The organism is Streptomyces sp. NPDC058632 (assembly GCF_042717095.1).
Taxonomy (GTDB): Bacteria; Actinomycetota; Actinomycetes; order Streptomycetales; family Streptomycetaceae; genus Streptomyces.
Map to the genome: position 1 here is coordinate 26,382 of NZ_JBHXQZ010000008.1, position 17,358 is coordinate 43,739.

A 17,358-nucleotide genomic window follows, 5' to 3' on the forward strand; every position below is an offset into this window, starting at 1 on the left:
CCTTCAGGTGGACCTCGAAGGGCTGAACCCCCACCCGGCGATGCTGCCGGTGGCCCGAGGAGTTACACGTGACCAGCTCAACGCAGGCACAGAAGTCAGGACCCGGTACGGCTCACCCCGATCATCTCGGGCACGTCGTCTTCATCGCGGCGTCGGCCGCCATGGGCGGTTTCCTCTTCGGCTACGACAGTTCCGTGATCAACGGCGCCGTCGAGGCCATCCGCGACCGCTACGACATCGGTTCGGCCGCTCTCGCCCAGGTCATCGCCATCGCGTTGATCGGCTGCGCCATCGGCGCCGCCACCGCCGGCCGCGTGGCCGACCGCATCGGCCGCATCCGGTGCATGCAGATCGCCGCGGTCCTGTTCACCATCAGCGCCGTCGGCTCCGCCCTCCCCTTCTCCCTCTACGACCTCGCCTTCTGGCGGGTCGTCGGCGGCATAGCCATCGGTATGGCCTCCGTCATCGGCCCGGCCTACATCGCCGAGGTCGCCCCGCCCGCCTACCGCGGCCGGCTCGGCTCCTTCCAGCAGGCCGCGATCGTCATCGGCATCGCCGTGTCGCAGCTGGTCAACTGGGGCATCCTGAACGCCGCCGGCGGCGACCAGCGCGGCGAACTGCTGGGCCTGGAGGCCTGGCAGCTCATGCTCGGCGTCATGGTCGTCCCTGCCGTCCTCTACGGACTGCTCTCCTTCGTCATCCCCGAGTCCCCGCGCTACCTGATCTCCGTCGGCAAGCACGAGCGCGCCCGGAAGATCCTCGGTGAGGTCGAGGGCCAGGGCGTCGACCTGGACGCGCGCGTCACCGAGATCGAGTCGGCGATGCACAGCGAGGAGAAGTCACGCTTCAAGGACCTGCTCGGCGGCAGCTTCTTCTTCAGGCCCATCGTCTGGGTCGGTATCGGCCTCTCGGTCTTCCAGCAGTTCGTCGGCATCAACGTCGCGTTCTACTACTCCTCGACGCTGTGGCAGTCGGTCGGTGTCGACCCGACGGACTCGTTCCTCTACTCCTTCACCACGTCGATCATCAACATCGTCGGCACCGTCATCGCGATGATCTTCGTCGACCGCATCGGCCGCAGGCCGCTCGCGATCATCGGCTCCGTCGGCATGGTGATCGGCCTCGCCCTGGAGGCCTGGGCGTTCTCCTTCGACCTCGTCGACGGCAAACTCCCCGCCACCCAGGGCTGGGTCGCGCTGGGCGCCGCCCACGTGTTCGTCCTCTTCTTCGCCCTGTCGTGGGGTGTGGTCGTCTGGGTCATGCTCGGTGAGATGTTCCCCAACCGGATCCGCGCCGCCGCCCTGGGCGTGGCCGCGGCCGCGCAGTGGATCGCCAACTGGGCCATCACCGCGAGCTTCCCGTCACTGGCCGAGTGGAACCTGTCGGTGACCTACGTGATCTACACCGTGTTCGCCGCGCTCTCCATCCCGTTCGTCCTCAAGTTCGTCAAGGAGACGAAGGGCAAGGCCCTGGAGGAAATGGGCTGACCACGGCCGCAGGGCCGATGCCGACGGGTCCCCCTCCGGGCGGGCCCGTCCCCCGAACCGAGGAGAAGGGTTCAAGTCCCCGCTGCCCCTCTCCTCGTCCCCCCGCCGCCCCGCTCCGGACCCCGTCCGGTCCGGGGCGGCGGTGTGCCGCACCGCCTCCGGCAACGCGTCCGGAAGGAAACGTACGACCGTGCCGGGCCCGGCCTCGTCGCCCTTCACCGTGCACCGGGCGGGCCGTGGGGGCGGACCGTGACCGGCGGGGCATCAGATCGTCGGGCCGCGGGCGCCCGACGGAACGGGGCGCGTCGCACGGGCAGCCATCGGCACGGCCGGGGTGCCCATGGCTGATACTGGGGCTGTTATGGACATCGTCATCCTTGCTGTAGTCATCGCCGTGGTCGTGGTCGGCGCGCTCGGCGGGCTCATCGTCGGCAGCCGCCGCAAGAAGCAGCTGCCCCCGCCGCCGCCCGCTGCCCCCGACATCACCGCCCCACCGGCCGAGCCGCACGTCGGCGACGAGGCCGAGACGCCGCGGGAGGAACCGCGGCGCACCGTAGAGGAGGTTGATCTTCCGGACGGCTCCGTCCCGGTCATCGTCGAGGAGCCGCCCGCCGAGGCGCCCGCGATCGAGATCCCGGAGCCCACCGCCGGCCGGCTCGTCCGGCTGCGCGCCCGTCTCTCCCGTTCGCAGAACGCGCTCGGCAAGGGCCTGCTCACTCTGCTGTCCCGAGAGCACCTCGACGAGGACACCTGGGAGGAGGTCGAGGACACGCTGCTCACCGCCGACGTCGGCGTACAGCCCACCCTGGAACTGGTCGAGCGGCTGCGCGAGCGCGTGAAGGTGCTCGGCACGCGCACCCCCGCGGAGCTGCGCGGACTGCTCCGCGAGGAACTGGTCGCCCTGGTCGACCCCAGCATGGACCGCACCGTGCACACCGAGAAGGAGACCGGCGGTCCGGGCATCGTGATGGTCGTCGGGGTCAACGGCACCGGCAAGACCACCACCACCGGCAAGCTCGCCCGGGTCCTGATCGCCGACGGCAACACCGTCGTCCTCGGCGCCGCCGACACCTTCCGGGCCGCCGCCGCCGACCAGCTGGCGACCTGGGGCGAGCGGGTCGGCGCCCACACCGTGCGCGGTCCGGAGGCCGGCGACCCGGCCTCCGTCGCGTTCGACGCGGTCAAGGAGGGCAAGGAGATGGCCGCGGACGTCGTGCTCATCGACACCGCCGGCCGGCTGCACACCAAGACCGGCCTCATGGACGAGCTCGGCAAGGTCAAGCGGGTCGTGGAGAAGCACGCCCCGCTGGACGAGGTGCTGCTCGTGCTCGATGCCACCACCGGCCAGAACGGCCTGGTCCAGGCGCGGGTCTTCGCCGAGGTCGTCGACATCACCGGCATCGTGCTCACCAAGCTCGACGGCACGGCCAAGGGCGGCATCGTGATCGCCGTCCAGCGCGAACTGGGCGTCCCGGTCAAGCTGATCGGTCTCGGCGAGGGCCCGGACGACCTGGCGCCGTTCGAGCCCGACGCGTTCGTGGACGCGCTCATCGGGGAGTGAGACCCCGGGGCGGCCGGCCGGACCGGACCGCCGTGGAAACGCGAAGAAGCGCCCGCTTCCGGAATCCGGAAACGGGCGCTTCGCCGTGCAGGCACGTACGCCTACGCCTGTGACCGGTGCACCACGTAGGCCAGCGTGCCCAGTACCAGACGGGCCTCCGGCGGCCGGAGTGCCGAATCGAGGGCGGGGGAGCGCAGCCAGCGCACCGGGCCGAGGCCGCCCCGGTCGGACGACGGCGCCGTGATGTGCGTACCGGGGCCGAGGCCGTGCAGGTCGAGGGCGGCCGGGTCGTCCCAGCCCATGCGGTAGAGCAGCTCGGGCAGCGCGGCGGCGGCACCGGGGGAGACGAAGAACTGGGCGCGGTGGTCCGGGGTGGCGGCGACGGGGCCGACGGGCAGGCCCATACGCTCGAGCCGGGCCAGGGCGCGGCGCCCGGCGGGCTCCGCCACCTCGATCACGTCGAACGCCCGCCCGACCGGCAGCATCATCGCGGCGCCCGGGTACTCGGCCCAGATCTCCGACACGTCGTCCAACGGCGCCCCGGCGGGGATCTCCGGCGCGAAATCCAGCGGATGCGCGCCCGGTGCCCGGCACCCCGCCCGGCCGCAGGAGCAGGCACCGGCGGCGGCGCGGGCGCCCGGCACCACGTCCCAGCCCCACAGCCCGGTGTACTCCGCCACGGCGGTGCCCCCGGACCCGCGGCCCCGGCGGCGCGAGCCGGACCGGATGTCACGGATGCCCCGGCTGATACCGATCGTGAAGCCCATGCCCCCTCCAACGGGTCCGACGCACCGGTGGTTACGCAATGGGTGCATTGCGTGACCCTCTGTTCTCGACTTCCCGGTGCGGCCCTGCTCGCACGGCGCTTCGAAGCGCTCGGGGTGGTGCGCACAGTGCCGCGCGCCCCCAAGTGCGTCGCCGCACCACTCGTGGCTGTCCCGTGTCAAGTGAAGCGCGAGTCGGTCACCGTGAGTTCATTCGATGGGGTGGCGAATGGTGGCGATTCCGGTTTCGCCATGGCTGGGCGAGTGATCGTGGGGCTACGTTGTGTGCACGGTCCCTCGGGGCACATGCGCCGACGGGTATGCCGGAGGCAACGCGGCCTCCCGTTCGAAGGGTGGGAACCGCCGGACGGCGGTCCCGGCGACCGGCATTCTGATAGGGCTTGGCGCACTCAGCGGCAAGTGGTTTTCAGGGATGGGGGCGTTCCAGTGAGCGGCAACGGCGGTGGCGGGACGAACGCTGCGAGCAATCAGAAGCGTCCGAACGAGCTGCTCGCCTCGTGGTTCGTCCGCAGCGGCTGGTCCAAGGGCGAGCTCGCCCGCCAGGTCAACCGCAGGGCCCGCCGACTGGGCGCCCACCACATCTCCACCGACACCTCGCGCGTGCGCCGCTGGCTGGACGGCGAGAATCCGCGCGAGCCCATCCCCCGGATCCTCTCCGAGCTGTTCTCCGAGCGTTTCGGCCTCGTCGTGTCCGTCGAGGACCTGGGCCTGCGCACCGCCCGGACCTCACCCTCCGTGACCGGCGTCGACCTGCCCTGGACGGGCCCGCAGACCGTGGCCCTGCTCAGCGAGTTCTCGCGCAGCGACCTGATGCTCGCGCGGCGCGGTTTCCTCGGGAGTTCGCTGGCACTCTCCGCGGGCCCGTCCCTCATCGAGCCCATGCAGCGCTGGCTCGTCCCCTCGCCGTCCCCGGCGCAGTCCCGCCCGGAGCCCGAGCCGGCCTCCGCCGGCCGCGCGCGCGGCCGGCTGTCCCAGCCGGAACTGGACCTGTTGGAGACCACCACCGTGATGTTCCGGCAGTGGGACGCCCAGTGCGGCGGCGGCCTGCGCCGCAAGGCGGTCGTCGGGCAGCTCCACGAGGTGACGGAGCTGCTCCAGGAACCCCAGCCCGGTCCGATCAGACGGCGTCTGTTCAAGGTCGCCGCCGAGCTCGCCGAACTGGCCGGCTGGATGTCGTACGACGTCGGGCTGCAGCCCACCGCGCAGAAGTACCACGTCCTCGCCCTGCACGCGGCGAAGGAGGCCGGGGACCGGCCGCTCGGCTCGTACATCCTGTCGAATCTGAGCCGTCAGATGATCCACCTCGGCCGGCCCGAGGACGCCCTCGAGCTCATCCATCTCGCGCAGTACGGCAGCCGTGACTGCGCGAGCCCCCGCACCCAGTCGATGCTGTACGCGATGGAGGCCCGCGCCTTCGCCAACATGGGCCAGCCCGGCCGGTGCAAGCGCGCGGTCAGGATGGCCGAGGACACCTTCGCCGAGGCCGACGAGTGGGACGAGCCGGACCCCGACTGGATCCGCTTCTTCTCCGAGGCCGAGCTGTACGGGGAGAACTCCCACTCCTTCCGCGACCTCGCCTACGTGGCGGGCCGCAGTCCCACGTACGCCTCGCTCGCCGAGCCGCTGATGCGACGGGCCGTCGAGCTGTTCGCCGCGGAGGCCGACCGGCACCAGCGGTCGTACGCCCTCAACCTGATCGGCATGGCCACCGTCCACCTGCTCCAGCGCGAGCCCGAGCAGGGAGCGGTTCTCGCCACCGACGCCATCAAGGCGGCCAAGAAGGTCCGCTCCGAGCGCGTCAACACTCGTATCCGAAAGACGGTCGACACGGCCGTCCGCGACTTCGGCGACCGGGCCGAAGTCGTCGACCTGACCGAGCGGCTCGCCATCGAACTGCCGGAGACCGCCGAAGCGGTCTGACACCCGGGAATCCCGGAGCTCTCCGGGAAAACCCAGAGCCCCGGCCGCGGCCGGCCCTCCCGAACCGCCCGACTCGGCTCCCCCCGTGCCAGGTCACCGGAAGGCCCGCCGCGGCCGGCACCTTTCTGCGCCCAGGTCGGCGCCGCTCCCGCGGACATGGTGCTCGCCGTCGTGGCTCCTCAATCGATGGTTGCGGTGCCATGTGGCGAAGATTGCGTCACGATAACGATCGGCGCTGCTCGCATCCGGCAGTTCATCGACGCGTAACACGCCGGGTGCCTTCGTCACGGCGGCGAAACAGCGAGGGGCTTCCACCGAAACGGCGCTGCGCGAATCTCTTGGCGCAGAACCGGCCCACCCCTCACGACCCGCTCAGGCTTCGCCCGCACGGGGCCGTACCAACGACGAGGAGACGCCGATGGCACCAGCCATCACCCTTGCCGCAGAAGCGCCCACGCTTTCTGCCGCCAACACAGGGTTCATGCTCATCTGTTCCGCTCTGGTGATGCTCATGACGCCAGGCCTTGCCTTCTTCTACGGAGGCATGGTCCGGGTCAAGAGCACCCTGAACATGCTGATGATGAGCTTCATCAGTCTGGGAATCGTCACCATCCTGTGGGTGCTGTACGGCTTCTCCATGGCGTTCGGCACCGACTCCGCGGGCCTCGTCGGCTGGAACTCCGGCTGGGTCGGCCTCAGCGACATCGGCCTGACCGAACTGTGGGACGGCTACACCATCCCCGTCTTCGTCTTCCTGGTCTTCCAGCTGATGTTCGCCGTCCTCACGCCCGCCCTGATCAGCGGCGCGCTCGCGGACCGCGTGAAGTTCACCGCGTGGGCGCTGTTCGTCGCCCTGTGGGCCACCATCGTCTACTTCCCGGTCGCGCACTGGGTCTGGGGCTCCGGCGGCTGGGCCTTCGAACTGGGCGTCATCGACTTCGCCGGCGGTACGGCCGTCCACATCAACGCGGGTGCCGCCGCACTCGGTGTCATCCTGGTGATCGGCAAGCGGGTCGGTTTCAAGAAGGACCCGATGCGCCCGCACAGCCTGCCGCTGGTCATGCTCGGCGCCGGTCTGCTGTGGTTCGGCTGGTTCGGCTTCAACGCCGGTTCCTGGCTCGGCAACGACGACGGCGTCGGCGCGCTGATGTTCGTCAACACCCAGATCGCCACCGCCGCCGCCGTCCTCGGCTGGCTCGCCTACGAGAAGATCCGCCACGGTGCCTTCACCACGCTCGGCGCCGCCTCCGGCGCGGTCGCGGGCCTCGTCGCCATCACCCCGGCCGGTGGAGCGGTCACCCCGCTCGGCGCGATCGCCGTCGGCGCCATCGCCGGTGTGCTGTGCGCCATGGCCGTCGGCCTGAAGTACAAGTTCGGCTACGACGACTCCCTGGACGTCGTCGGCGTCCACCTCGTCGGCGGCATCATCGGCTCCCTCCTCGTCGGCTTCTTCGCCAGCGGCAAGGGCCAGTCCGAGGTCGAGGGCCTCTTCTACGGCGGCGGCCTCGACCAGTTCTGGAAGCAGTGCGCCGGTGTCTTCGGCGTCCTCGCCTACTCCCTGGTCGTCTCCGCGATCCTCGCCTTCCTCCTCGACAAGACGATCGGTATGCGAGTCTCCGAGGACGACGAGGTGGCCGGCATCGACCAGGTCGAGCACGCCGAGACCGCATACGACTACAGCGGTGCCGGTGGTGGCGCCCGCAGCACCGCCACCCCGTCCGCAGCCCAGGCCGAGAGCAAGAAGGTGGACGCATGAAGCTCATCACCGCCGTCGTCAAGCCGCACCGGCTCGACGAGATCAAGGAGGCCCTGCAGGCCTTCGGGGTGCACGGCCTGACGGTCACCGAGGCCAGCGGCTACGGCCGCCAGCGCGGCCACACCGAGGTCTACCGCGGTGCCGAGTACACCGTCGACCTGGTCCCCAAGATCCGCATCGAGGTGCTGGTCGAGGACGACGACGCCGAACAGCTCATCGACGTCGTCGTCAAGGCGGCCCGCACCGGCAAGATCGGTGACGGCAAGGTCTGGTCGATTCCGGTCGACACGGCCGTACGGGTCCGGACCGGCGAGCGCGGCCCGGAAGCGCTCTGAGGAAGACCGACGGAACAGGAGCCTCCGGGTGACGAGCACGGACACGCACGACGAGACACAGGACTCGGGACCCAGCGGCTACGCGGCGGCCCGGCTGCGCCTCCTCACCGAGGAGGCGCGGTCCGGGCCGCCGCGCCGTGCCGCCCTCGCCCGGCTCACGGACGACTGGCTCACCGCACTGTTCACCGCGGGCACCGAACAGCTGCGCGGTGCCTCCCTGATCGCGGTCGGCGGCTACGGGCGCGGCGAACTGTCCCCGCGCAGCGACCTCGACCTGCTCCTGCTGCACGACGGCAGTGACCCCAAGGCCGTCGCCGCCCTCGCCGACCGGCTCTGGTACCCCGTCTGGGACCTCGGCATCGCCCTCGACCACTCCGTACGCACCCCGGCCGAGGCCCGCCGCACCGCCGGCGAGGACCTCAAGGTCCAGCTGGGCCTCCTGGACGCCCGGCACATCGCCGGAGACCTCGGCCTCACCGCCGCCCTGCGCACCACCGTCCTGGCCGACTGGCGCAACCAGGCACCCAAACGCCTTCCCGAACTCCGGGAACTCTGCGCCGAACGCGCCGAACGCCACGGCGAGCTGCAGTACCTCCTGGAACCCGACCTCAAGGAGGCCCGCGGCGGGCTGCGCGACGCCACCGTGCTCCGCGCCGTCGCCGCCTCCTGGCTCGCCGACGCCCCGCGCGAAGGCCTCGCCGACGCCCGCCGCCGGCTCCTCGACGTACGGGACGCGCTGCACCTGACGACCGGCCGCGCCACCGACCGGCTCGCGCTCCAGGAACAGGACCAGGTAGCCGCCGAACTCGGCCTGCTCGACGCCGACACCCTGCTGCGCCAGGTGTACGAGGCCGCCCGGGGCATCGCGTACGCCGGCGACGTCACCTGGCGCGAAGTCGGCCGCGTGCTGCGCTCCCGGGCCGTGCGGCCGCGGCTGCGCACACTGGCAAGGGAGCGGAGCGGCTTCCTCAGAAGGGCGGTGGCGGGCGACGGGAGGGCGCTCGGCGGCGGAAAGCCGGGCGCCGAGCGCTCGCCGCTCGCCGAGGGCGTGGTCGAGCAGGACGGCGAGGCGGTCCTCGCCCGCGCCGCCCGTCCCGAACGCGACCCCGTGCTCCCCCTGCGGGCCGCGGCGGCCGCCGCACAGGCAGGACTCCCGCTCTCCCTCCACGCCGTCCGGCGCCTCGCGGCCACCGTGCGCCCGCTGCCCACACCCTGGCCCGCCGAGGCACGCGAACAGCTGGTGACCCTCCTGGGATCCGGCCGCCCCACCGTCGACGTCTGGGAAGCACTGGAGGCAGAGGGCCTGATCACGCGGCTGCTGCCGGACTGGGAGCGGGTCCGCTGCCGCCCGCAGCGCAACGCCGTGCACCTGTGGACCGTCGACCGGCACCTCATCGAGACCGCCGTCCGGGCCTCCGCCTTCACCCGGCGCGTGCACCGCCCCGACCTGCTCCTGGTCGCCGCGCTGCTGCACGACATCGGCAAGGGCTGGCCCGGCGACCACTCCGTGGCCGGCGAGACCATCGTCCGGGACATGGCCGCGCGGATCGGCTTCGACCGCGCCGACGCGGGCGTCCTCGCCACCCTCGTACGCCACCACCTGCTGCTCGTCGAGACGGCCACCCGCCGCGACCTCGACGACCCGGCCACGGTGCGCGCGGTCGCCGACGCGGTCGGCACCCAGGGGACACTGGAACTGCTGCACGCCCTGACCGAGGCGGACGCACTGGCCACCGGACCGGCGGCCTGGTCGTCCTGGCGTGCCTCGCTCGTCACCGACCTCGTCGAACGCGTCTCGGCGGTCCTCGCCGGGGACCCGCTGGAGGAACCCGAGGCCACCGCTGCCACCGCAGAGCAGGAACGGCTCGCCCTCGAGGCGATCGCCACCGGCGGCCCGGTGCTGTCCCTGCGCGCCCAGACCGCACCGCCGACCGGGCCGCAGACGGAAACACCGGCCGGACCGGAGCAGGCAGGCGGGCCGGAACCCCTCGGCGTGGAGCTGCTGATCGCCGTACCCGACCAGGCGGGCGTGCTTCCGGCGGTCGCCGGTGTGCTGGCCCTGCACCGCCTGACCGTCCGCACCGCCGAGCTGCGCACCCTCGACCTGCCGGAGGGCGTCGAGGGCTCCGTCCTGCTGCTCGACTGGCGGGTCGCCGCAGAGTACGGCTCGCTGCCCCAGGCCGCCCGCCTGCGCGCCGACCTCGTCCGCGCCCTGGACGGCACCCTGAACATCGCCGACCGCCTCGCCGAGCGCGACGCCGCCTACCCGCGCCGCCGGGGCGTGGTCCCGCCCCCGGCCCGGGTGGCGGTCGCCCCGGCCGCGTCCCGCCTGGCCACGGTGATCGAGGTCCGGGCGCAGGACGCGCCGGGGCTGCTGTTCCGGATCGGGCGGGCGCTGGAGGACGCGGAGGTGCGGGTGCGCAGCGCGCACGTGAGCACCCTGGGCGCGAACGCTGTCGACGCCTTTTACGTCACCGGTCCGGAGGGCACGCCGTTGCCGGGTGAAGAGGCGGCGGCGCTCGCGGGGAAGCTGGAGGAGACCTTGCGGGCGTGATCTTTCAGTCATGTCATGCGTTTACCGGATGTGCTCCCCGCTGATGCGGGGGTGATCCGGCGACCGACAACCATTCGGAGAGAGTGTCCAACCGCTCCCCTCCGACGCGGGGGCCCGCCCCCGTCCACTGACCGCAGCGGGCGGGGGCGATTTGCTCGCCGGGCCGGATACCCTGGAGGGCAGCCCAGTTCCGCCCCCGACCCCGAGGACCGACGCCACCGTGTTCGATACCCTCTCCGACCGCCTCAGCGCGACTTTCAAAAACCTCCGCGGCAAAGGCAGGTTGTCCGAGGCGGACATCGACGCCACGGCCCGCGAGATCCGTATCGCCCTCCTCGAAGCGGACGTGGCCCTGCCGGTCGTCCGGGCGTTCATCAAGAACGTCAAGGAACGGGCGCTCGGCGCCGAGGTCTCCAAGGCCCTGAACCCGGCACAACAGTTCATCAAGATCGTCAACGACGAGCTGGTGGGCATCCTCGGCGGCGAGACCCGTCGCCTGCGGTTCGCCAAGCAGCCGCCGACCGTGATCATGCTGGCCGGTCTGCAGGGTGCCGGTAAGACCACCCTCGCGGGCAAGCTCGGCCGCTGGCTCAAGGAGCAGGGACACTCGCCGCTCCTGGTGGCCTGTGACCTCCAGCGCCCCAACGCCGTCAACCAGCTCAGCGTCGTCGCCGAGCGCGCCGGCGTGGCCGTCTACGCGCCCGAGCCGGGCAACGGCGTGGGCGACCCGGTCGAGGTCGCCAAGGACTCCATCGAGTTCGCCAGGTCCAAGGTCCACGACATCGTCATCGTGGACACCGCCGGCCGCCTGGGCATCGACCAGGAGCTGATGCGGCAGGCCGCGGACATCAGGGACGCGGTCTCGCCCGACGAGATCCTCTTCGTCGTCGACGCGATGATCGGCCAGGACGCCGTCAACACCGCCGAGGCCTTCCGCGACGGCGTCGGCTTCGACGGTGTGGTGCTCTCCAAGCTCGACGGCGACGCCCGCGGTGGTGCGGCCCTGTCGATCGCCTCGGTGACCGGCAAGCCGATCATGTTCGCGTCGAACGGTGAGAAGCTCGACGAGTTCGACGCCTTCCACCCCGACCGGATGGCCTCCCGCATCCTCGACATGGGTGACCTGCTCACCCTGATCGAGCAGGCGGAGAAGACGTTCAGCCAGGACGAGGCCGAGAAGATGGCCTCCAAGCTGGCGTCGAAGAAGGGCCAGGACTTCACCCTGGACGACTTCCTGGCCCAGATGGAGCAGGTCAGGAAGATGGGCAGCATCTCCAAGCTGCTCGGCATGCTGCCCGGTATGGGACAGATCAAGGACCAGATCAACAACCTCGACGAGCGGGACGTCGACCGCACGGCCGCGATCATCAAGTCGATGACCCCGGCCGAGCGCCAGGACGCGTCGATCATCAACGGCTCCCGCCGTGCCCGTATCGCCAAGGGCTCCGGCGTCGAGGTCAGCGCCGTGAAGAACCTCGTCGAGCGCTTCTTCGAGGCCCGCAAGATGATGTCCCGCATGGCCCAGGGCGGCGGCATGCCGGGGATGCCCGGGATGCCGGGCATGGGCGGTGGCCCCGGCCGGACGAAGAAGAAGCAGAAGCAGGCCAAGGGCAAGCAGCGCTCCGGCAACCCGATGAAGCGCAAGCAGCAGGAGGAAGAGGAGGCCCAGCGCCGCGCCGCCGCGGCCGAGGGGGGCAGCGCCTTCGGGCTGCCGCAGCAGGGCGGCAAGGACTTCGAGCTGCCGGACGAGTTCAAGAAGTTCATGGGCTGACGAGCGGTTCGATCCGTTCGGTCAGCTGTGTCACGGGGGCGCCCCCTGCCCGGGGCGCCCCCTCCCGTGTCGGCGTCGGGTGCGCGGGCCTCGTGAGGTCAGGGTGTGCGGGCGATCAGGTACCGGAAGACGTTCGGCATCCACACGGTCCCGTCCCGCCGCTCGTACGGGTGCAGTGCCTCGGCGAGTTCCTTGTCCACCTGTACCTGGTCCGTCGCCGTGATCGCCGGGTCGAACAGTCCCGTCGACAGCAGGCCCCGTACGGCGCTGTCCACGTCGGCGTATCCGAAGGGGCAGGCCACCCGCCCCGAGCCGTCCGGCCTGAGCCCCGCCCGCCGGGCGACTTCTTCCAGGTCGTCGCGGTGCGCGGGGCGCCAGGTGCCCGTACCGCGCAGCGGCTCCGCCAGCCGGGTGGCCACCCGGAGCACGGACGCCGTGGCGCAGCGCTCCGGCGGGCCCCAGCCGGCGAGCACCACGGCCGCTCCGTGACCGGCGAGCGGAATCGCCCCGGTGAGCTGTTCGCCCAGCCCGTCCGCGTCGCCCGCCAGGCATCCGATCGGTTCGAAGGCGGTCACCACGGTGTACGCGGGGTCGTCCCCGTCCGGTGTGTCCGTGCCGGCCGTGTCCCCGGGGGACCCGTCCACGATCCGGGCGTCCGCGCGCGTACGGGTGTCCCGCCCGGCGGGCAGCAGCCGCTCGCGCGCCAGGGCCAGCCGGTCCGACGAGGTGTCGACGCCGGTGACCGCGGCGCCCCGGGAGGCCGCCATCAGCAGGGCGAGCCCCGAACCGCAGCCGAGACCGAGCAACCGCGTCCCGGGCCCCACGTCCAATCGTTCGTAGACGGCCTCGTAGAGCGGTACGAGCATCCTCTCCTGTATCTCGGACCAGTCACGCGCGCGTGCCCGCCGGTCCACGCGAGGGCCGTGCCCGGTGCGAGGAAGGTGCTGCCGCACGAGCGTAGGTGTCATAGGTAAGCGCCCCAATCAGCCGAGAGTTCCCGCGCCGCCCGATCGCCTCGCCCCCCGTGCGGCGCGCTCGCACTACCCCCGTCATGCCAGGAAACTCCGCCCTCGACCCGGCGTCCAGTGGAACGGGGCGGCGGCTTGGGAGTCGCTCGTGCCAGTGGCAAGAATTCACATTCCGGTAATCCGGGGGAGAGCGGACGGTTCCGGCCAAGGTCCGCAAACCGGTGATCACGGACGGCCCCGGAGCAGGTGACGGCGATGGGGTGGGCCGGTGGCGGACGCCGGTGGCGGAGGGGGTAACGTCGCGACCGTGGCACTCGCCCGAAGGGCCGGGGCCGGTGCGGGACCGCTCCCTCGCGAGGGCGGCCGAAACGTCCCTTGCGCATCCGTGGGCCACGGGAGCACCGGCGCGCGGACGCCTTGTACGCGCCGGGCCGGGGGGTCGTGTACGTCAGCCTACGCACCACCTTGAGGTGAGCTGCGAGGCTTCTCCGCAGATCAGCGCACCCGCCCTCGTCGGGACGCATGAGCGCATACTGACGGGTAAGGGCAAATTATTTGGGATGCCCCGGAATCGGAACACAGGGGCACCCAGGCTCGTTGTCATTACGTGAGCACGACACAGACACCACCTGTACTCGCCGCAGAACTGGCGCAGGCGTGGGCCGATATTCAGCGGTACCACCCCGAGCTGCCCGATCTTGCCGCGCCCGAGTCCCTGATCGGGGAGTCGTCGTCCGCGTGCGGTCACGAGCTCTCCTTCGAGCGACTGCTGCACGAGGCAGTCCATGGCGTCGCCGCCGCCCGCGGCGTACGCGACACTTCCCGCGCCGGCCGCTACCACAACCGCAGATTCCTCGCGATCGCAGAGGAACTGGGTCTGGACCACCCCGACGAGCCGCATCCCAGCAGCGGCTTCTCGCTGGTCTCCCTCACCCCGGAGGCGAAGCGGCGCTACCGTCCGACGACCGAGCGCCTCCAGCGAGCCCTGAAGGCGCACTCCGCCGCGACCGCGGGCGACACCGCCCGCAGCTTCCGCGGTCCGGCGGCACGGCACGGCTCGTCCGGCGGTGGTGTGCGCGTCAAGGCCGTCTGCGACTGCGGCCGCAATGTGCGCGTCGTCCCGTCGGTCCTGGCGCAGGCCCCCATCGTCTGCGGCGGCTGCGGCAAGCCGTTCCGGATCCCCGAGGGGGTGGCCGCGGCCGCGGGCTGACAGCAACCCGGCATCTCGTGGGTGCCGGACGCACGTCAGAGACGCGGATGCCGTCCGCGCGCGCATCCGTGGCAGCCGTGCCGCCCCGCAGGCACCCGGTGCGGCGGCACGGCCTCCGTCGCGCCGGGTGCCGGCGGGGCGTGTCCCGGTGCGGTCTGCCGCATCCTCGCGGTCCCGGGCGTCCCGTGGGGTGTGGCACAATGACTAGCTGTACTCGACAGTCGCACAGGAACCCTCTCTCCTCCGGCTGACGCGTCCATCGGGCACTCGGGTACCGCAACCCCACGCGGCCGTCTCGCCGTGCCCAACCACGTCAAAAACCAGGAGAACCAACTCCCGTGGCAGTCAAGATCAAGCTGAAGCGTCTGGGCAAGATCCGTTCGCCTCACTACCGCATCGTCGTCGCCGACTCCCGTACCCGCCGTGACGGCCGGGCCATCGAGGAGATCGGCAAGTACCACCCCACGTATCACCCCTCGGTGATCGAGGTCGACGGTGAGCGTGTGGCGTACTGGCTCGGTGTCGGCGCCCAGCCGACCGAGCCCGTGCTCGCCATCCTGAAGAAGACCGGCGACTGGCAGAAGTTCAAGGGCGAGCCCGCCCCGGCTCCGCTGCTGCAGCAGGCCGAGAAGTCCGCCCGCCCGTCGTTCGAGGCGCTCGGCGGCGAGGACGAGGGCAAGGGTGAGGCCATCACCCAGAAGAAGAAGGCTGAGAAGAAGGACGAGGCCCCGGCCGAATCCGCTTCGTCTGCGTCGACCGAGGCCTGAGTATGCTCGAGGACGCTCTCGAGCACCTCGTGAAGGGCATCGTCGACCATCCTGACGATGTGCAGGTCGCCTCGCGCGACCTGCGCCGCGGGCGTGTGCTCGAGGTCCGGGTCCACCCGGACGACCTCGGCAAGGTGATCGGCCGCAACGGCCGCACCGCACGCGCCCTGCGCACCGTCGTGGGCGCCATCGGCGGCCGCGGTGTCCGGGTCGACCTCGTCGACGTGGACCACGTCCGCTGACGCTCAGCGCAACCGGCTCGGGCCGGGGAGGGCCTCAGGGCCGTCCCCGGCCCGTCGTCGTACGACAGGAGAACAAGCACAGTGCAGCTGGTAGTCGCTCGCATCGGCCGCGCCCACGGCATCAAGGGCGAGGTCACCGTGGAGGTCCGCACCGACGAGCCGGAGCTGAGGCTCGGGCCGGGTGCCGTCCTGGCCACCGATCCCGCATCCGTCGGACCGCTCACCATCGAGACCGGCCGGGTGCACAGCGGCCGCCTCCTGCTGCGCTTCGAGGGCGTCCGTGACCGCAGCGGCGCCGAGGCGCTGCGCAACACCCTCCTCATCGCCGAGGTCGACCCGGACGAACAGCCCGAGGACGAGGACGAGTACTACGACCACCAGCTGATCGACCTCGACGTCGTCACCCGGGACGGGCAGCCGGTGGGCCGGATCACCGAGATCGCCCACCTGCCGACGCAGGACCTCTTCGTGGTGGAGCGCCCCGACGGCGGCGAGGTGCTCGTGCCGTTCGTGGAGCAGATCGTCACCGAGATCGACCTCGAGGAGCAGCGCGCGGTCATCGACCCGCCGCCGGGTCTCATCGACGACCGGGACGCCCACGACGAAGTCGCCGACGGACACGGCGACTTCCCGCGGGACGAGACCACTGCCCCGCGGGACGAGGCGTGATGCGGCTCGACGTCGTCACCATCTTCCCCGAGTACCTCGAACCGCTGAACGTCTCCCTCGTCGGCAAGGCGCGCGCGCGTGGACAGCTGGACGTCCAGGTGCACGACCTCCGCTCCTGGACCCGTGACCGGCACAACACCGTCGACGACACCCCGTACGGCGGCGGCCCCGGCATGGTCATGAAGACCGAGCCGTGGGGCGAGGCGCTCGACGAGATCCTGGCGGACGGCTACGGGACCGGCGCACACGCGCCCGCCCTGATCGTCCCCACCCCCAGCGGCCGCCCCTTCACCCAGGAACTCGCCGTCCATCTCTCCGAGCGCCCCTGGCTGATCTTCACACCGGCCCGCTACGAGGGGATCGACCGGCGCGTCGTCGACGAGTACGCGACCCGCATGCCGGTGTACGAGGTGTCGATCGGCGACTACGTCCTGGCCGGCGGCGAGGCGGCCGTCCTCGTCGTCACCGAGGCCGTGGCCCGGCTGCTGCCCGGCGTCCTGGGCAACGCCGAGTCCCACCGGGACGACTCCTTCGCCCCGGGCGCCATGGCCAACCTCCTGGAAGGCCCCGTCCACACCAAGCCACCGGTCTGGCGCGGCCGGGGAATCCCCGACGTGCTGCTCAGCGGCCACCACGGGAAGATCGCCCGCTGGCGGCGCGACGAGGCACTGAGGCGCACCACGGCCAACCGGCCCGACCTCATCGAGCGCTGCGAGCCCGAGGTCTTCGACAAGAAGGACCGCGAGATGCTCTCCATCCTGGGCTGGGAGCCGGACCCGGCCGGGGAGCCGTACGGCCGATTTTGGCGCAGGACCGGCGGCGTGGAACAATAGGCCCCTGTTGTGCGTCGTCCGGCGTGCGCCCCTGCCGCAGGGGGACATGACGCCCGCTCCGAGCCGCACACCCCGATCCGAATTCCTATCGCCGTTGATGACCTGCGGCATCAGCGAAGAAAGCAGACGAAATGTCCCACCTGCTCGACTCCGTCGACTCCGCGTCGCTGCGCGACGACGTCCCGGGCTTCCGCCCCGGCGACACCGTCAACGTCCACGTGCGCGTCATCGAGGGCAGCCGCTCCCGTGTGCAGCAGTTCAAGGGCGTCGTGATCCGCCGACAGGGTGCCGGCGTGCGCGAGACCTTCACGGTCCGCAAGGTCTCCTTCTCCGTCGGCGTCGAGCGCACCTTCCCGGTGCACACCCCGATCGTCGAGAAGATCGAGCTCGTCACCAAGGGCGATGTCCGCCGCGCCAAGCTGTACTACCTGCGTGAGCTGCGCGGCAAGGCGGCGAAGATCAAGGAGAAGCGCGAGAACTGAGCGCTTTTCCGAGGTGGG

General features: G+C 71.4%; 15 protein-coding genes. 13 read left to right on the forward strand and 2 right to left on the reverse strand.

The annotated features are described in order from the left end of the window. Positions 1–68: 68 nt before the first annotated feature. Both ACFWVE_RS05280 and ftsY read left to right on the forward strand, forming a co-directional pair. Positions 69–1,487: a sugar porter family MFS transporter gene (locus ACFWVE_RS05280; RefSeq protein WP_384008401.1), complete on the forward strand. Its 1,419-nt coding sequence runs from the start codon at positions 69–71 to the stop codon at positions 1,485–1,487. A 361-nt stretch (positions 1,488–1,848) separates the two neighbouring features. Further along, positions 1,849–3,048 carry a signal recognition particle-docking protein FtsY gene (gene ftsY / locus ACFWVE_RS05285; RefSeq protein WP_384008403.1) on the forward strand — a complete coding sequence of 400 codons (1,200 nt, stop codon included), beginning with the start codon at positions 1,849–1,851 and terminating at the stop codon, positions 3,046–3,048. 101 nt (positions 3,049–3,149) lie between these two features. On the opposite strand, the gene ACFWVE_RS05290 is transcribed toward ftsY, so the two are convergent. Beyond that, positions 3,150–3,815, reverse strand: a complete 666-nt coding sequence (locus ACFWVE_RS05290) for a bifunctional DNA primase/polymerase (RefSeq protein ID WP_384008405.1) — start codon at positions 3,813–3,815, stop codon at positions 3,150–3,152. A 444-nt stretch (positions 3,816–4,259) separates the two neighbouring features. Between ACFWVE_RS05290 and ACFWVE_RS05295 the strand changes: the two genes are divergently transcribed. The 5 genes from ACFWVE_RS05295 (at position 4,260) to ffh (ending at position 12,169) form a co-directional block, all read left to right on the forward strand. After that, positions 4,260–5,753 carry a hypothetical protein gene (locus ACFWVE_RS05295; protein WP_384008407.1) on the forward strand — a complete coding sequence of 498 codons (1,494 nt, stop codon included), beginning with the start codon at positions 4,260–4,262 and terminating at the stop codon, positions 5,751–5,753. Between the two features lie 418 nt (positions 5,754–6,171). Then, entirely contained in the window at positions 6,172–7,509 is a 1,338-nt protein-coding gene (locus ACFWVE_RS05300; protein ID WP_384008409.1) for an ammonium transporter, read from the forward strand. After that, complete coding sequence (locus ACFWVE_RS05305) at positions 7,506–7,844, forward strand: P-II family nitrogen regulator (protein WP_042168077.1); 339 nt, start codon at positions 7,506–7,508, stop codon at positions 7,842–7,844. Before ACFWVE_RS05300 ends, ACFWVE_RS05305 begins: the two co-directional genes overlap by 4 nt. A gap of 28 nt (positions 7,845–7,872) precedes the next feature. Further along, entirely contained in the window at positions 7,873–10,398 is a 2,526-nt protein-coding gene (locus ACFWVE_RS05310) for a [protein-PII] uridylyltransferase (RefSeq protein ID WP_384008411.1), read from the forward strand. 220 nt (positions 10,399–10,618) lie between these two features. Beyond that, positions 10,619–12,169 carry a signal recognition particle protein gene (ffh, locus tag ACFWVE_RS05315; protein WP_384008413.1) on the forward strand — a complete coding sequence of 517 codons (1,551 nt, stop codon included), beginning with the start codon at positions 10,619–10,621 and terminating at the stop codon, positions 12,167–12,169. A gap of 98 nt (positions 12,170–12,267) precedes the next feature. Here the strand turns inward: ffh and ACFWVE_RS05320 are convergent, their stop codons facing one another. Beyond that, positions 12,268–13,137, reverse strand: a complete 870-nt coding sequence (locus ACFWVE_RS05320; protein ID WP_384008415.1) for a methyltransferase domain-containing protein — start codon at positions 13,135–13,137, stop codon at positions 12,268–12,270. Between the two features lie 607 nt (positions 13,138–13,744). Between ACFWVE_RS05320 and ACFWVE_RS05325 the strand changes: the two genes are divergently transcribed. The 6 genes from ACFWVE_RS05325 (at position 13,745) to rplS (ending at position 17,340) form a co-directional block, all read left to right on the forward strand. Continuing rightward, positions 13,745–14,347: a hypothetical protein gene (locus ACFWVE_RS05325; RefSeq protein WP_384008417.1), complete on the forward strand. Its 603-nt coding sequence runs from the start codon at positions 13,745–13,747 to the stop codon at positions 14,345–14,347. 338 nt (positions 14,348–14,685) lie between these two features. Next, a complete protein-coding gene (rpsP, locus tag ACFWVE_RS05330; protein WP_384008419.1) occupies positions 14,686–15,114 on the forward strand; it encodes a 30S ribosomal protein S16 in 429 nt (142 codons plus the stop codon). A gap of 2 nt (positions 15,115–15,116) precedes the next feature. Further along, complete coding sequence (locus ACFWVE_RS05335) at positions 15,117–15,356, forward strand: RNA-binding protein (RefSeq protein WP_042168092.1); 240 nt, start codon at positions 15,117–15,119, stop codon at positions 15,354–15,356. 81 nt (positions 15,357–15,437) lie between these two features. Then, complete coding sequence (gene rimM / locus ACFWVE_RS05340) at positions 15,438–16,025, forward strand: ribosome maturation factor RimM (RefSeq protein ID WP_384008421.1); 588 nt, start codon at positions 15,438–15,440, stop codon at positions 16,023–16,025. Next, positions 16,025–16,858 (forward strand): tRNA (guanosine(37)-N1)-methyltransferase TrmD, encoded by an 834-nt coding sequence (gene trmD / locus ACFWVE_RS05345; RefSeq protein WP_384008423.1) that lies wholly within the window; start codon positions 16,025–16,027, stop codon positions 16,856–16,858. Before rimM ends, trmD begins: the two co-directional genes overlap by 1 nt. Positions 16,859–16,989: 131 nt before the next feature. Continuing rightward, positions 16,990–17,340, forward strand: coding sequence for a 50S ribosomal protein L19 (gene rplS, locus ACFWVE_RS05350; protein ID WP_384008425.1), 351 nt, complete (start codon positions 16,990–16,992; stop codon positions 17,338–17,340). Positions 17,341–17,358 lie beyond the last annotated feature (18 nt).

Excerpts from the sequence above, each read along its gene's own strand:
- ACFWVE_RS05290 (WP_384008405.1), bottom strand. The coding sequence starts at position 3,815 with ATGGGCTTCACGATCGGTATCAGCCGGGGCATCCGTGACATCCGGTCC.
- rplS (WP_384008425.1), top strand. The coding sequence starts at position 16,990 with ATGTCCCACCTGCTCGACTCCGTCGACTCCGCGTCGCTGCGCGACGAC.
- ACFWVE_RS05320 (WP_384008415.1), bottom strand. The coding sequence starts at position 13,137 with ATGACACCTACGCTCGTGCGGCAGCACCTTCCTCGCACCGGGCACGGC.
- ACFWVE_RS05335 (WP_042168092.1), top strand. The coding sequence starts at position 15,117 with ATGCTCGAGGACGCTCTCGAGCACCTCGTGAAGGGCATCGTCGACCAT.
- ACFWVE_RS05300 (WP_384008409.1), top strand. The coding sequence starts at position 6,172 with ATGGCACCAGCCATCACCCTTGCCGCAGAAGCGCCCACGCTTTCTGCC.
- trmD (WP_384008423.1), top strand. The coding sequence starts at position 16,025 with ATGCGGCTCGACGTCGTCACCATCTTCCCCGAGTACCTCGAACCGCTG.
- ACFWVE_RS05305 (WP_042168077.1), top strand. The coding sequence starts at position 7,506 with ATGAAGCTCATCACCGCCGTCGTCAAGCCGCACCGGCTCGACGAGATC.
- ftsY (WP_384008403.1), top strand. The coding sequence starts at position 1,849 with ATGGACATCGTCATCCTTGCTGTAGTCATCGCCGTGGTCGTGGTCGGC.